This window comes from Frankiales bacterium (genome assembly GCA_016125335.1).
Taxonomy (GTDB): Bacteria; Actinomycetota; Actinomycetes; order S36-B12; family CAIYMF01; genus Longivirga.
In genome coordinates this window covers 72,773-87,674 of the sequence record WGLY01000011.1, presented here as the reverse complement: position 1 = coordinate 87,674, position 14,902 = coordinate 72,773, and the positions used below count along the sequence as shown (strand labels likewise).

9 protein-coding genes are annotated in these 14,902 nt (G+C 74.1%); 4 read left to right on the top strand and 5 right to left on the bottom strand.

Annotated features, from left to right (window positions below; genetic code table 11):
- The first annotated feature begins 182 nt into the window (after positions 1–182).
- Complete coding sequence (locus GC157_06915) at positions 183–1,148, top strand: hypothetical protein (GenBank protein MBI1377195.1); 966 nt, start codon at positions 183–185, stop codon at positions 1,146–1,148.
- 13 nt (positions 1,149–1,161) lie between these two features.
- Here the strand turns inward: GC157_06915 and GC157_06910 are convergent, their stop codons facing one another.
- The gene (locus GC157_06910) at positions 1,162–2,193 is read right to left on the bottom strand and encodes a DUF3068 domain-containing protein (GenBank protein MBI1377194.1); all 1,032 of its coding nucleotides are present in this window, start codon (positions 2,191–2,193) and stop codon (positions 1,162–1,164) included.
- Positions 2,194–2,277: 84 nt separating this feature from the next.
- Between GC157_06910 and GC157_06905 the strand changes: the two genes are divergently transcribed.
- Positions 2,278–3,558 carry an acyltransferase family protein gene (locus tag GC157_06905; GenBank protein ID MBI1377193.1) on the top strand — a complete coding sequence of 427 codons (1,281 nt, stop codon included), beginning with the start codon at positions 2,278–2,280 and terminating at the stop codon, positions 3,556–3,558.
- Here GC157_06905 and GC157_06900 read toward each other — a convergent pair.
- Together GC157_06900 and GC157_06895 are read right to left on the bottom strand one after the other, a co-directional pair.
- A complete protein-coding gene (locus GC157_06900; protein MBI1377192.1) occupies positions 3,506–7,753 on the bottom strand; it encodes a DUF3367 domain-containing protein in 4,248 nt (1,415 codons plus the stop codon). The genes GC157_06905 and GC157_06900 overlap by 53 nt on opposite strands.
- Positions 7,669–8,448, bottom strand: coding sequence for a methyltransferase domain-containing protein (locus GC157_06895; protein MBI1377191.1), 780 nt, complete (start codon positions 8,446–8,448; stop codon positions 7,669–7,671). Before GC157_06895 ends, GC157_06900 begins: the two co-directional genes overlap by 85 nt.
- Positions 8,449–8,645: 197 nt before the next feature.
- On the opposite strand from GC157_06895, the gene GC157_06890 reads away from it, so the two are divergent.
- Positions 8,646–9,872: a glycosyltransferase gene (locus GC157_06890; GenBank protein ID MBI1377190.1), complete on the top strand. Its 1,227-nt coding sequence runs from the start codon at positions 8,646–8,648 to the stop codon at positions 9,870–9,872.
- A gap of 286 nt (positions 9,873–10,158) precedes the next feature.
- Here GC157_06890 and GC157_06885 read toward each other — a convergent pair whose 3' ends face one another.
- Positions 10,159–11,946 (bottom strand): hypothetical protein, encoded by a 1,788-nt coding sequence (locus GC157_06885; GenBank protein ID MBI1377189.1) that lies wholly within the window; start codon positions 11,944–11,946, stop codon positions 10,159–10,161.
- A 150-nt stretch (positions 11,947–12,096) separates the two neighbouring features.
- On the opposite strand from GC157_06885, the gene GC157_06880 reads away from it, so the two are divergent.
- Complete coding sequence (locus tag GC157_06880) at positions 12,097–13,347, top strand: polysaccharide biosynthesis protein (protein ID MBI1377188.1); 1,251 nt, start codon at positions 12,097–12,099, stop codon at positions 13,345–13,347.
- A 24-nt stretch (positions 13,348–13,371) separates the two neighbouring features.
- On the opposite strand, the gene GC157_06875 is transcribed toward GC157_06880, so the two are convergent.
- Positions 13,372–14,817 (bottom strand): hypothetical protein, encoded by a 1,446-nt coding sequence (locus GC157_06875; protein ID MBI1377187.1) that lies wholly within the window; start codon positions 14,815–14,817, stop codon positions 13,372–13,374.
- Positions 14,818–14,902: the final 85 nt, after the last annotated feature.

The window sequence follows — 14,902 nt, the reverse complement described above, 5'->3', positions numbered from 1 at the left end:
GGCTCGTGGTGGGGGTGGTGCTGACGGGCACCCTGACAGCGCCAGGCCGGGCCGACGGCAGGGGCGCCCCCGTGGCCCCGGCGCCGGTGCACCCGTCTGAGACGGCCCGTGCCGTCCCGACCGGCCCGGCGGAGGCAGCCGCCTGCGGTTCCCGTCCCGCGTCCGCGGCGGGCTGGGACCGCGTGCTGGGCTCTCTGGGACCGGCGTGGTCGGGCGGTGATGGCGCGGCGAGCACGCTGCTGCCCGACGGGCGGGTGCTCTGGCTCTTCGGCGACACCTGGAGCGGCGGCCTCTCCATCGCCGGGCAGAGGCTCGCCGGGTCGCGACTCGTGCGCAACAGCGTCGTGGTCACCCAGGGTCGCTGCGCCGAGGCGCTCCCCACGGATCGCGACGCCCTGCCCGGGGCCCACGGGACCTGGCTCTGGCCCATGCACGCCGTCGTCGCGGCCTCAGGTGGTCCGGGGTCTCCTGCCACCGTCGTGGTTCTGGCCCAGCGCGTGCGGAGCACCGGGCGCGGCCCCTTCGCGTTCTCGCGCGTCGGGACGGCGATGATCCGTCTCACGGTTCCGTGGGGCGGGATGCCGCTCGTCGGCACGGTGCGCGACCTGCCCGCCAGCGACGTCCTGTGGGGCGCCGGGATCCTTCAGCAGGGGTCCACCACCTACGTGTATGGCACGCGCGCGGTCGACCCCTCCGAGGCGCTGGGCCGCGAGCTGCTCGTCGCCCGCGTCCCCACCGCGCACGTGGACGACCTCGGCAGCTGGCGATACCGGACCCAGCGGGGCTGGTCGCTCGACCCGCTCGACGCCGCGGTGGTTCGTCCCGCACGGGAGGGGGTCTCGACGGTGCTGGGCGCCGTGACGTCCGGCACCGGTGTGGTCCTGGTGACCAAGCCGCAGGAGTTCCTCGACGATCGGGTCGTGGCGCTCCGGTCCGAGCACGCCTGGGGGCCGTTCTCCGCCACGACGCTGTTCCGCTCGCCCTCCGGCGAGAGAGTCCCGCACTACTCCCCGGACGTCGTCGCCGGATCCACGCCCGGTGGACCTGCAGTGGTCGTGGTCAGCCGGACGACGACGAGCCCTGAGCTGGCCCGGCGCCGTCCCGAGCTCACGCTCCCGGTCTTCCGCGACATCGCCACCGGCCTCTGATCGCTCGGTAGCGTCAGCCGTCGAGGCCGTCCGGCCGGCGCACCAGGAGCAGTCCCACCACGAGCACCACGACGCCGAGCACCAGGCTCAGGACCGGCAGGATGTTCGCCACGAAATTGAGCTTGCTGGAGTTCGCGCTCGCCTGCGCCACCGAGTCCGCGACCTCCTGGTCGGTGAACCCGATCTTGCCGTCGATCAGCACGGTGCCGTCGCTGCCGTCCGCGTTCTTCAGCCACTGCTTCACCTGCTGGTAGCCGTTGACGATCTGCCCCGTGACGGGCTCCACCCAGATCACCTGGTCGTTCTGGTACCAGAGCGGCTGGCCGGCCTGCTCCCCCACCTGCACGGGCGCGATCTTCTGCTCGTACTTGTAGGTGGCGAGCCCGTTGACCGTGTCCTCGCCGACGAAGTCCGCCGGCGCGCCCTTCATGAGAGTGCTGTCGAAGACGCTGTAGGTGCGCTTCTCGGAGAAGAACGGCATCTTCAGCGGCATGATCGTGTCACTGCCGATCATGGCGTCCGTGATGGGTGTGCCCCCCACGTTGGCCCCGGCGGTCGCCACCATCACGCTCGTCGTCCGGTCGAAGGCGTAGCGCTCGACGTCGGTCGGGAGGAACGGCGTCCCGCTCGGGTTGGACGCCAGGCTGACCGTCGAGAGGCTGTCGTAGACCCCGACGTTGCCCCCCGCCTGCTCGGAGGCGACGACGTCGGCCTTCGTACGCCGGGTCGAGAGCAGCGCTACGTCGTGGCTCTCCGTGCCCCCGGCCGCGAGATCGATCACCGTGGCGACGGTGCCGGCGGAGTCGGACGTGTTCTTGGGGTCGAGGTCCAGCGGGGCCACAGCCACGCGCGGCACCACGTACCAGCGCACCATCGGGGCGAGCACGAGAAAGGCCACTCCCAGCCCGATGAGGGCCAGCCCGAGACCACGTCGCATGAGTCTTTCCTCCCGCGCGGGCGTCCTCCCGGCCGGGTGAACGTCGGGCGAAAGGTAGCGGAAGTCCGTACTGGCGGGTAACTCTTCGACACGATCCCGTAACCTCATGCCGCCCGCTGCACCGTGGGCAGTCGCGTGCTGCGGCTCCAGAACACGCACGCGAGACCACCTGCGCGGGTGCGAGGAGGCCTGGTGAGCGCCACGCCGGACGCCGGGACCCGAGCCCCCGGGCGCCCCGGGGCGACGGGAGCGTCCGACCCAGGAACCGCCCCCGGGTCCTCCGGCGCGGAGCTGGCGCCGGTCTCGCAGGACGTCCCCGCCGAGCGGGCCCAGCACGGGCGGGAGGTCTCCGCCGGCACCCACTTCGGGGCACTGGACGGCTACCGGGCCATCGCCGCCCTCATGGTGGTCGTGACGCACCTCGCGACGGCGACGGACACCGTCGACGGTCCCCTCGGCCGGGTGATGGGCCGGTTCGACTTCGGCGTCCCGTTGTTCTTCCTGATGTCGGGATTCCTGCTGTACCGGCCGTGGGCCAGAGCGGCGATCGAGGGCCGTACCCGCCCGCAGCTGGGCAGGTATGCGCTCCGGCGCGCGGCACGCATCCTGCCGCTGTACTGGGTCGTGGTCGTCACCACGCTGCTCGTCCTCCCCGAGGTCCGGCCCGTCTCGGCCGAGACCTGGTGGCGCCATCTGCTCGCCGTGCAGATCTACGCACCGCCGGGCGCGGTGGAGGGGCTGGCCCAGACGTGGAGCCTCTGCACCGAGATCGCGTTCTACGTCGCACTGCCTCTGATCGGTGCGCTCGCGCTGGGTCGACGTCGCTCGTCCCCGGACGCGGCCTACCGGCGTCAGCTCGTCGTGCTGGGCGCGCTCGCGCTCGTTGCGCTCGTCTGGAACCTGCTGGCGACCCTGACCTCCGCGCTCTCGCCCCTGGCCGGGCTCTGGCTGCCCGGATTCCTCGACTGGTTCGCCGCCGGGATGCTGCTGGCGGTCCTGGAGGTACGTGGCAGGCTCCCCTGCCCCCCGCGGCTGGTCCGGGTCGGTGAGGGACTCGGCCGCGACCACGTGACCTCTCTCGTCATCGGTGTGGCGGCGTTCCTCGTCGTCTCGACACCGCTCGGCGGCACCTACCTCTTCACGCCCAACACGGCCTGGCAGTCGCTGTCCAAGCACCTGCTCTACATGGTGGCGGCGTTCTTCCTGCTGCTCCCCGGCGTGCTGGGCCGGCCCAGCAGATGGACCCAGACGCTGTCGTCGCGCGTGCCCAGGCTGACCGGCCTGATCTCCTACGGGATCTTCCTGTGGCACCTGCTCTTCCTCAGGCTGCTGCTCGCGTGGCTCGACATCCCCGTGTTCACGGGGCACATGCTCCTGCTCGCCGTCCTCCTGCTGCCGGCCACCCTCGTGGTGGCCGCGGTCACCTATCGGTGGGTGGAGCGTCCTGCGCAGAGATGGGCGCACCGCGTCTGAGCCCCGACGCCGCGCGCCCGGTGCGCACCGGCGACCAGAGCGCGCCGACGACGACGCCGCCCCCCGTGGCGACCAGGACCGCGACGGCCACGGCGACCGGTTCGGTCCACGTGGTCGACACGGGCCAGGGCGTCACCAGGGCGGCACCCGTCGCCAGGAGGACGCCGCTGATGGCCAGCAGGACGCGACGCCGCTCGCGTCCCCGCACCGCCACGAACGCGAGCAGCGCTCCGACCACGCCGGCCGGCCCGGTCGTGGCGGCGGTGAGGACGAGCAGCCCGAGCAGCCTGGCCCTCGGTCCCGGCCGACGGGACCGCACGTGCTGGGGCACGGTCGCCACTCGGCGCGGGGGCAGCAGGAGCAGCGGCAGCAGCAGGAGCACGCACGCCGCCCCGGCGAGCAGCGCAGTCCGGAAGAGCGCGTCGGGCCCGTAGGTCATCGTGACGGTGCCGGACGCTCCCGCGGGGACGATCCAGGCCTGACGCCAGCCGTCCACGCGCACGGGCATCAACGTGGTCCCGTCGAGCGTCGCGACCCATCCGGCGTTGGCGTTCTCGCCGAGCTCGAGCGTGCGGACCCGGTTCGCCGCGGTCACCTCGACCTGCCGCGAGGTCGCCGTCCAGTCCCGCACCGTGGCCGCGTCCGGCGACGTCTGCGGGCCGGACGAGCCCCAGACGAGGGAGACGGGCCGGAACTCCGCGCTGGGGGCGACGCGGATCCGATGGTTCCCAGGGCCGAGCACCGCACCCTGGTCACCGCACTCGCTCGCCACTGCCGGTGCGCCGTCCACGGCGGCGCCCGCTGTGGTGGTCACCTCGGTGAGCACACGACGTCCGTCGACCTGCACGACCGGGCCGAAGCCGCACGGCATCGTGATCCTGGCACCGGGCTCCACGCCCTTGCGCTGGTCGTCCGCCTCACCGAGCACCAGGTCGCTGATCCCCACCGGCAGCACCGTGCTCAGCCGCAGCGCGGAGTCGTAGGACAGGCGCGGCACGGACGAGCGCACCGTGAGCACGACCGACGACGTCTCCGTCGCGGGGAAGCGCAGGTAGCCCCGCGGGTCCGGCAGCGTGGAGTAGGTCCGACCCCCCACCGTGACATCCACCGCGAGCGGCGTGGAGGCCGCAGTCGAGAGCGACTCGAGCACCCGCACCCAGGACAGCCGCACCGGCGTGGCGAGCTGGACGGAGAGCCGCGGAGCCCGGTCCAGGGGGCTGGCGACCCACGCCGTCGACGGGTCGCGGTCGATGGCCGCCTGCGCGCGGTACGCCGGATCGGCCACCCACGTGCTCGAGGCCGACGCGACGGCACCTCCCGGTGGGACCAGCAGCCGATCGAGCGCCGGCCCGGGCACCGGCTGGACCTCGAGGTGGAGGGAGCCGCTCACGGACGCGCCGACGGAGACGGTCCGGTCGATCCCGGCGTCCTCCTCGCCGGACCGTGCCAACGAGGGCAGGCAGGTCGTGGGCCGGTGGGCCACGCACGGGGACCGGTTCCCGTGGCGGGCCCGCAGCACCAGGGCCGAGGGGAGGTACCCGGAGGCAGAACCGGTGACCAGCGTTCGTGATGCGTCCAGCCCGGTGCCGGTCACCTCGGCCACGCCCACGGTGACCCCGTCGAGCCCGGACCGGCCCACCACGGCGAGGCGCAACGAGTCCGAGGACCCGAGGGCCTCCGGCAGCACCACGGTCCGGGTCTCTGCGTCGACCGTCACGACCCGCGAGGTGGTCGACGTCGACACCTGGAGGTCGACGCTGCCGGACGAGGCGGCGGGGGACATCGCGAGCACCACGGTCGCGCCGCCGACCCGGAACGGCGACGCAGCCGCGAGCGACCACCAGGGATCGCGGTCAGCGGCGGTCGGCAGCCACGCCGTCAGCACGTCGCCGTCCACGGCGTTCCACGGACCTGACGCGGGGAGGATCCTCAGGGAGGCCGCGTCCCCGCGCGAGCTCGACGCGGACACCGAGACGCCGCCGGGGAACGCGGTGGCCGGGCCGGCGCGCACGGGCGTCACGACGTAGTCGTGCACACGTCGGGCCAGGGTCCACGGTTGGCCTGGCGCCAGCGTCGAAGAGCGGTTGTCGTGCACCCAGCCGAAGTCGACCTCCCACGATCGACCGCTGTCGGTGACGATCCGCCGCCCCACCGGGACCCCGTCCACCAGGTCGGCGTCGCGCACCACCGACCGCCCCGCCTCCCCCGTGAGCGCGGCGACGCCGAGCAGAGACTCGCTCTCACCCGCGAGCACGTCCGTGGCGGAGGCATCGCGCAGCACCGCCCTCGGGTCGCGCAAGGCGCCGTCCACGCGGAACACCTCGACCGCCGGATAGGTGCCGTCGATCCCCGCGTCGGCCACCACGCCGTCGGCAGCGAAGCCGGACAGCAGCGGCCCGAACGACGCCTCACGGATGAAGCCCCCGGACTGGGTCAGCGCCTGATGGACCAGGGAAGGCCGGGGCGAGTCCACGGCGGAGAGGTCCAGGTCGTTGCGGACCACGAGGTAGGACACCCCCATGCGCGCGAGGTACGGCGCGAGCCACGGGTCGCCACGACCGTCGGAGAACAGGGCCTCCACCTCGTCGAGCGCACGGATGTTTCCTGCCGACGAGAGCGGGACGGCGTCCCGTACGGCCCAGGGGGTGGAAGCCAGGACCTGGAGGGGCTCGTCGCGGGTCTGACCCCAGAGGTACTCGCCGAACGAGGCGCCCGGCACCACGAGCGCCCTCCCCCGTTCGGGAGCGGCTGCCAGCCACGAGGCCGTGTCGCGCCAGTAGCCCGGGATCTCCGCGAACCCTCGACCAGCCAGCTCGCCTCGCCACGCAGGGGCCGTGCCGGCGATGACGCCGACGGCCAGGCCGGCCAGCGCCAGCCGCGGCGCGACCCAGCGCAGGTTCCACGACGATGCGCGGGCCACGTAGTCCGCGTAGGCCGGCGCCCGGAAACGCGACGCGCGCCGCGCCATCGCCGCGACGGCCCACCCGGCCCCCATCGAGAGCGGGAGGCGGACCCAGACGTCGAACTTGTGGACGTTGCGCAGCGGCGCGAGCGCGCCGTCCAGAAGGGAGCGCAACCATGGCGCCGCGACCCCGTCCGCCCATCCCCCGGCGGCCGAGACGTGCGCCGACACCAGCACGAGCAGACCGAGCGTGAGCGCGGCCACGAGGAACCCGCGATGCCGCGTGCGCCGCAGCGCCAAGCCGACCGCTCCCGCCACGGCGACGACCACGGTGCCGGCGACGAGCATCCGCTCCGACACGAGCGCCCACCCCGCGGGCCACTGCGGCCCCGCCCCACCAGCGATGTAGGCGACCCAGTCGGTCACGCCGCGCAGCGCGGCGGAACCGTCCGTCACCGACGTGGTGACGGAGGACGACTCGATCCAGTCCAGGAAGGGCGGCGAATACGCCCCGAGCAGCAGCAGAGGGAGCACGAACCAGGCGGTCGCGAGCGCGACGCACCCCACCCACCAGGCGGCGAGCCGGGCACGGACCGGGCGCGGTGCACCCGTGGCCAGCCATACGGCCCCCAGTGCCACGGCGGCGAGGGTGGCCGCGGCGTTGACGCCGCCCATGAGCAGCACGGCGACCGCGGATTCCGCCGCCGCTCGTCGCACGGAGCCGCCGTGGCGCAGCCCGACCAGCGGGAGCAGCATCCAGGGAGTGAGCACGTAGGGCAGCGACTCGACTGAGATGGGACCGAGGGTGCTCAGGACGCGGGGCGAGAGCGCGAACACCACCGCTGCCACCCACCGCGCACCCGGTGACTCGAGACCCAGGAGCCGCCCGAGCCGCACCATCCCCAGGAAGGCGGTGCACAGCAGCAGCGACCACCACAGCCGCTGAACGACCCAGGGGTCGAGGTGCACGAGGTTCCCGAGCCAGAAGAACGGACCCATCGGGAAGAGATAGCCGTAGGCCTGGTTCTGAAGCTGTCCGAAGAACGCCTGGTCGTCCCACAGGTGCAACGCCCGGCCGAGGAACTGCCCGGGGTCCTGGGTGAGGTCCAGCTTGGTGTCCGCCGCGATCATGCCGGGGGACTGCATGAAGGCGAGAGCCACCAGCGCAGCGCATGTCGCGACGAGGCGCAGTCTCCAGGAGAGCCGGCTCATCCGCTGCGCCGGCCGACCACGGCCAGGTTCCAGCAGATCACCTCGCGGAGCACCGGCACCCGCGCCAGCCCGTACGCCCATCGCGGGAGGTAGCGCGGCACGGCGTGCACCTCGGCGAGCGTGCCGTCGAGCTGGCGGGCACGGGCCCATCGCAGGCCCGCGGCCGCCGTCGTCCGGAACAGCGACTGACCGTAGACGTTCTTCGGTGGTCGACCGTGCCGCCTGGTGTATCGGCGCGCGGCGCGGTCGCCACCGAGGTAGTGCCACGGCGCGGTCTCGTGGCCGCCCCAGGGTCCGTACCAGAGCGTGTACGACAGGAACACGAGGCCGCCGGGCCGCACGACGCGCACCATCTCGTCGGCCATGCGCCAGGGATGGCGCACGTGCTCGGCCACGTTGCTCGAGTAGACGACGTCGAAGCCGGCGTCACGGAACGGCAACGACGTCCCGTCGCCCAGCACGGTGCGCGGGCCGGGCGCCCGGCCGTGCAGCGCCAGCTCTCCGGCGTCGGCGTCGAGGGGCACGTAGAGGGCGCCCCGTGCCTCGAACGCCTCCGCGAAGTAGCCGGGCCCTCCGCCGACGTCGAGCAGTCGCGCCCCCTCCAGCGGCAGGTAGGACGCCACCTGCGCCGCCGAGTCGCGGGCCAGGGCGCTGTAGAAGACGTCGGGGCGGGTCTGCTCCTGGCGGAACGCGGCGAGCAGGTCGACGGAGCGACGCACCGTGGCGCGGAACGCGTCGTCAGGACGGTCGCTCACGGTCCACCCGAGCCGCTGCATGGCCCCGGACCGTATCGGACCCTCAGATGAGGGGTTGTCACGGCCCTACTTGTCGGTAACATCGCCGCCCAGCGGGACGGTCCCGTCGGCCGCACGCGCGGACGGCATGCGGAGAGGCGGTGCCCGTGCCGGACGTCCCGCTCCCCCGTCCCAACCCCGAGTCCGACCCGTCCGGGGAGGCCGCTCCCGCGCTGCGTGTGCTGTTCTGCAACTGGCGCGACACGCGCAACCCGGAGGGCGGCGGTTCCGAGGTCTACGTCGAGAGCGTCGCCACGGCGCTCGCGCGTTCGGGTCACGACGTGACCATCCTCTGCGCGCAGCACGCGAACGCTCCCGAGGACGAGGTCGTCGACGGGGTGCGCTTCGTGCGCCGGGGCGGAAAGCTCGGCGTCTACCCGGCGGCGCTGCGGACCCAGCTCGGTGGAGCGCTCGGGCGGTTCGACGTCGTGGTCGACGTCCAGAACGGGATCCCCTTCGCCTCCACTCTGGTCACGTCCTCGCCGGTCGTGGTGCTCGTGCACCACGTGCACCGGGAGCAGTGGCCGGTCGTGTACGGACCGGTCCGCTCGCGCATCGGCTGGGCGCTCGAATCGACCGTCGCTCCACGGATCTACCGGCACTGCCGTTACGTCGCGGTGTCGCAGTCGACGCGCAGCGAGCTGGCCGCACTGGGCGTCGACTCGCGGCGCATCGAGGTGGTGCACAACGGCGTCGAGCGCCCGCTGCTTCCGGCGGAGCCGGACGAGAGCCCGAGGATCCTCGTGCTCGGACGGCTCGTCCCGCACAAGAGGGTCGAGCACGTGCTCGCGGCAGCCGCTCGGCTCCGCGTCGACCACCCCGATCTCCGCGTGGCGGTCGTCGGTGACGGCTGGTGGGCTCCGGAGCTCGACGCCGAAGCCCGACGCCTCGGCGTCGAGGACATCGTGGAGTTCACGGGCTTCTGCTCCGAGGAGGACAAGCACCGTCAGCTGTCCCGCGCATGGGTCCTGGCACTGCCCTCTCTCAAGGAGGGCTGGGGCCTGGTCGTCATGGAGGCCGCCGGCTACGGCGTGCCGACCGTCGGCTACGCCGACGCGGGCGGTGTGGCCGAGTCCGTCGTCGACGGCGTGACCGGCTTGCTCGCCGACGACCTCGACGGCTTCACCGCGGCGTTGGGACGGCTCCTCGCCGACCGGGCTCTGCGTCGGCGGCTCGGCACAGCCGCGGCGGCGCGGGCCTCGGAGTTCGGCTGGGATGCTGCCGCTCGCGCGTTCACGCAGGTGCTTCTGCGAGCGGTCGGACGGGACGCCGCCGCGGCGCTCGTCGACGCCCGCCCGGCGCACGTCCAGCTCGGGCACCCGGCGTCCGACGTGATCGACCTCAGGGCCGGGCATGCCCCGGCTGCCCACGGAGGTTCGATCGAACGTCGCGATCCCCTGCGCTGACCTGCCGCGGAGCGCGTGCACCGTGGGCGCGGGCCGAGAGGGGCTACTGGTTCCCGTAGACCGTGATCGACTCGGTGTTCTGGGCCGGGTACGTGGGGCCCTGGCTGGCCGCGAGCGCGACGCCGCCGCCGACTGCCACCACCGCACCGATGAGCGCGGCGACGAGACCCGCGACCACACCCGTCATGTCGACCTCCTCAGGACCCTCCGTGCTGGAGGCGAGCCGCAGGCTACCAGCCAGTAGCCCCTGGACGGCGGCTGATCGGGCGGTGTGACCCGCCCGTGATCAGCCGTCCCGCTCCGGGCCGCGTGCGCCGGCACGTGCGCCGTCGGCGCCCGGCGCACGAGCGCGTCGTCGGGGTGCCGCGACCGCGACGAGGGCCGCCGTGACCAGCACGGCGAGGGCCGAGGCGTCCGCCGACAGGACGGCCGGTCGGCCCGGCGGCGGGGGCAGGGAAGCGGGAGCGGCCAGCCGGTAGAGCGAGAGCGTGCTGCCGCGGTGCACGAGCACGGCGCCCGCGGGCGGGCTCGGAGCGGACGGACCGGCCGTGGTCGGCTCCACGAGGACCCATCCGACGCCCACGGACCGCAGGACGGGGCCGAGCGGGGCACCCGTGCGCAGAGCCTCTCCGACCGCGGCGCTGCGCGGGTCGTCACCGGGCACGACCACGACCTCGCCGCCGCGGCTCACCAGGAGCCGGTCGTCGGCGACCACGGTCCTGGGGAGGAACCGCGGCGCCGGGTCGAGCACCGTGCGCCCGTCGTTCCAGTCGAACCGTCGGAAGGTCGACCACGGCAGGCTCACGACGTCGCCGGGAGCGGCGTCGCGCAGGAGGACGTCGCGAACGGCGTTCCAGTCGTCGGGGTAGCGCACGGCGGCGAGCCGCCCCTGCGCCCCCCACACCAGGTCGGGGACACCGAGCAGCGGGACGACGGCCAGCAGTCCCGCCGCCGCTGCGGCGGCCGGCGCTCCGCGGCGGGCGTGGACTGCGCGGGAGAGCCGTGCCGCACCCAGCCCCACGAGGCAGGAGAGCAGGATGAGCCACGGCGCCAGCAGCTTCTGCCCGTCGCGGATCACACCGCCCCCGGGAACGTGGGCCACCACCCAGGCGGTGACGCCCGCGGTCGCCGACCACGAGCCCGCCACTGCCACTGCGAGGCCCAGGGCGGAGGCCGTCCCGAGGCAGGCGAGCACGGGGGTCCCCAGCACGCGCCTGGCCCCCCTGCTGCCGAGGAAGGCCAGGGCCAGAAGCACCACGGTCACGATCGGCGCCAGGACGGTCGCACGAGACGACGGCACGGATCCGGCGTTCCAGAGACCGCCCGTCCCCAGGGCGGTCAGCAGCGACCCCCACCAGCCCTCCGAGCGCAGCGCGAAGACATCGGCACCCAGGGGGGCCGGCGAGACCGGGTGGACCAACGACGGGACCAGCCACGGCAGCTGCAGGACGACTCCGCCCACGAGCGCCGCCACCCGTGCCCGACGGGACAGCGCTCCCGGGACGAGCAGCAGCGGGGCCGTCACCAGGAGCACGAGGAGCCCTCCGGTGACCGTGAGCGAGGCCAGCCCCACGAGGAGGACCCACCGGGAGGCCGCCCGGACCTCGCCGCGCCGTGCAGCGTCCGCCTGGGCCACGGCCCAGGGCAGCACCGCGACGGCGAGGAGGAGACTCCAGTGCCCCTGGAGCAGCCGCTCGGCGACGTAGGGCGACCACACCGCCGCGACGGCGCCCACGACGGCGGCACGTCGTCCGGCCGGTCGCAGCAGCCGTGCCACGCCGAGGCCGAGCGTGCTGAGGGCCCCCAGCAGCGCCACCTTCTCCCACACCCACCCCGGGACAGGACCCGTGACGAGTGCCACGACCGCGTCCTGCGGCACCGATCGGGGCAGGCCGCCACCGAGCCCGAGCATCCAGGGCAGAAGTGTCTGGTCCGGCACGAAGACCTGGTCGCCGGTGAGCACGTAGCCCGGACGCAGGGCCGGCCCGAGCACCACCGCCACCACGGCCATGACGACGACGGCCGGCGTCCAGCGCAGCCATCGTGGCGAGGGCAGCCCTGCGGCCGGGGCCACGGGCCGAGCGTCAGCCACGGCGACCGCCGAGGTGCCGCCGGAGCGCGCGCGGGTCGACGGGGGCCATGACGGCCTATGGTGTCGCGACGCCGTCGCCTCCGGGCGACGACCCACCGGGTCACCCGCACCAGCCACCGAGGAGCCGTGCGCATGGACGGCACGACGCGAGCCCGCGGGCTCGTCGGCGCCGCCGCCCTCGTGGCGCTCGGCATCGGCACCGCGCAGGTGGCGACGTACGCGCTGAACCTCGTCGGGGCTCGGCGGCTGGGTCCGGAGGGCTTCGGTGCTCTCGCGTCGCTGCTGGGCGTCGTCGCCATCGGCAACGTCGTGGCCCTCGGCCTTCAGGCGGTCACGGCGCGCCGGGTGGTCGTGGCGCTGCCCGCCGACCGGGGCGGGGTCGCCGCGGCGTGCGTGCGGGTGGCGCTGCCCGCTGCGGCGGGCGTGGCCGTGGCCGTGGTCGTCGTGTGGCCGGTGCTCGCCTCGGTACTGCACCTGGACTCCGCGCTCGACCTGGTGCTGGTGGCGCTGACCCTCGTGCCCCTCACGGTCACGGGTGCCTGGCTCGGTGTGGCGCAGGGGCACGAGACACCCGGGCTGCTCGCGGCGGCGTACTTCCTCGGCGGGGTCACCAAGTCGCTCGGCGGGATCGTCGGGGCGCTCGTGACGGGCACCGTCACCGGCACGCTCGTGGGGCTGGTGATCGGCTCCGCCGCCGGCCTGCTGCTCCTCTGGGTGCTCCTGCGCCGGCAGGCGGCGGGTCCGCGCGCGCCGCTGCCCGGGGTGCGCGCCGAGCTGCTGCACGCCTCGCACGCGCTGCTGGCGCTGTTCGCCCTCACCAACGTCGACCTGCTGCTGGCCCGGCACTTCCTCGACCCGGCCTCCGCCGGGGTCTACGCCGCCGGCGGCATCGTCGTGAAGGTCGCGTTCTGGCTGCCGCAGGCGATCCTGGTGCTGGCCTTCCCCGGCATGGCCGACGCGCGCCGCCGCCGGGCCATGCTGGTGGGCGCAGGCGCGATCCTGGCCCTCGGCGCCGCCCTGGTGCTCGGCACGGCGCTGCTGCCCCGGCTCGTGGTGGCCGTCGTCGGCGGATCGCAGTACGAGGCGCTCGTGCCGGTCGTGCCGCTGTTCGCCCTTCTCGGCGCGCTGCAGTCGCTGGCCCAGTTCCTGCTCTACAGCCGGCTCGCGGTGGAGGACCGCAGCGCGGTGCTGGCGCTGTGGGCCGCCGTGGTCGCCCTCGTGGCCGTCGTGTGGTTCGGCCCGCACGACTCGGTGCGCGCGATCGTGCTCTCCGCGGTCGCCGTCGTGGGCCTGCTCTGCGTGACCGGGGCGCTGCTCGCCCGGTCGGAGCTGCGCCGGCCACCGGCGGTCGCTCCCGCCGTGCCGCCGGCCCCGACCGGCTGAGCCGCCCGGTCGGGGGTGCCGGCGTCAGGAGTCCAGCGGCCCCGGCGTGCCCGGCCAGTCCCCCGGCCGGTAGGCGGCCTCGTAGCCGCTCGAGGTGCCCATCGCTGCCGCGATCGCGGCGGAGCCGGGGTAGACGCCGTCCTGCACCCAGTGGGTGAGCAGGTCGATGACGGCCACGCGCGACTGCGACGTGAAGTTGCAGTGGCCCGCCCCGTAGGGAGCACCCGGGTCGGCCGGGTAGGTGGCGGGCGGCACCGTGAACAGCTGCACGAGCCCCGCCGTGGCGGTGCCCGCCTTCTGCGCCGCGAGGTAGCGGTCCTCGAAGAAGGTCTCGTTCTGCGCGATCACGAGCGGGTCGGCCGCGGTGTGCATGGTGATCTCGGGCCTGGTCAGCGTGGCCTGCGGGTCGCCGCCGTCGGCCTTCGCCTTCGCGAGAGCGGCCGGGTCGGCCGCCACGCGGGTGCCGGCGTCCAGGGCTGCCGCGTTCGCCTCCGCCGCTCCCGGGGTGACGGCGTCGATCAGGGACGCCTCGGACGGGTCGATCCGGGACGCGTAGTCGACCCCCTCGTTGGTGGAGGGGTTGCCCCCGAACCGCTTCTCGAGGTCGTAGCGCGCGAAGGTCGCGTACCCGAGCGCGGTGGCCAGCGCCTCGACCGTGGCCGACACCTGCGACTCGATCGTGGAGCCGTCGAAGTGCTGGGTCTGGCGGGGGGCGTTGACCAGCGCGGCGATGGTGAGCACCTTCGCCGTGCCGCCTCCGGCCGTGTCCTTCGCCGCGGCCACGAGGCGCTTGACCGCCTCGGTCCAGTTCGTGACCGACTCCTCGTAGGAGCTGTAGCCCGTGAGCTTGAGGCCGGGGTAGATCAGCGTCTTGACGGCGTAGGACACGTCGAGCGCGAGGTCCATGTTGGGGACGACGCCGCCGAGCACGCCGCACAGCGGGGCAGCGCCGTCGACCCACTCCGGGTGCTTCTCGGCGATCACCTGGGTGATGAGCCCGCCCAGCGAGTCGCCCCAGAGCAGGGTGCGGTAGGGCTCCCCGATGTTCTGGCTGAAGTACGTGTGCAGGTCCTCGGCTGCCTTGACGCCGTCGGCCACCGCCCAGCCGTTGCTGGCGTACGCGGAGCCGGCCAGCGCATAGCCCTGATCGAGCAGCGCCTTCGCGGTCGCGTCGTCGGAGGCGTCCGTGGCGTTGGTGTCGACCGGCGCGAAGTCCGGCGGCGCGGGCTCGGCGTAGCGGTACCCGTGGGAGTAGAGGAGCAGTGTGCCGTTCCAGGTCGTCGGCATCTCGATCTTGAAGGCCGCGCCGTTGAGGGTGTCCTCGCACTTCACCGTGTCGCAGCCGTGGAAGGCGACGTCGGGGGTCACCATGCGCGCCCGCGGGATGTCCGGTGACGACCCGCAGGCCGACAGCACCAGGGCGGCGGAGGCCACGACGACGAGGGCGGCAGGACGACGAAGCGCGCTCATGGCGGGTGAGTGTGGCACGCCCCCCGCCCCCACACACCCCGACGCGCCCCCCGTAACCACCCCGCGACCCAGCACCCCAGGCAAC

What these genes read in the sequence shown, in the direction of transcription:
- GC157_06895 (MBI1377191.1), bottom strand. Translation starts at nt 8,448, where the DNA reads ATGCAGCGGCTCGGGTGGACCGTGAGCGACCGTCCTGACGACGCGTTC.
- GC157_06880 (MBI1377188.1), top strand. Translation starts at nt 12,097, where the DNA reads ATGGACGGCACGACGCGAGCCCGCGGGCTCGTCGGCGCCGCCGCCCTC.
- GC157_06875 (MBI1377187.1), bottom strand. Translation starts at nt 14,817, where the DNA reads ATGAGCGCGCTTCGTCGTCCTGCCGCCCTCGTCGTCGTGGCCTCCGCC.
- GC157_06900 (MBI1377192.1), bottom strand. Translation starts at nt 7,753, where the DNA reads ATGGGCGTACGGGCTGGCGCGGGTGCCGGTGCTCCGCGAGGTGATCTG.
- GC157_06910 (MBI1377194.1), bottom strand. Translation starts at nt 2,193, where the DNA reads ATGAGGTTACGGGATCGTGTCGAAGAGTTACCCGCCAGTACGGACTTC.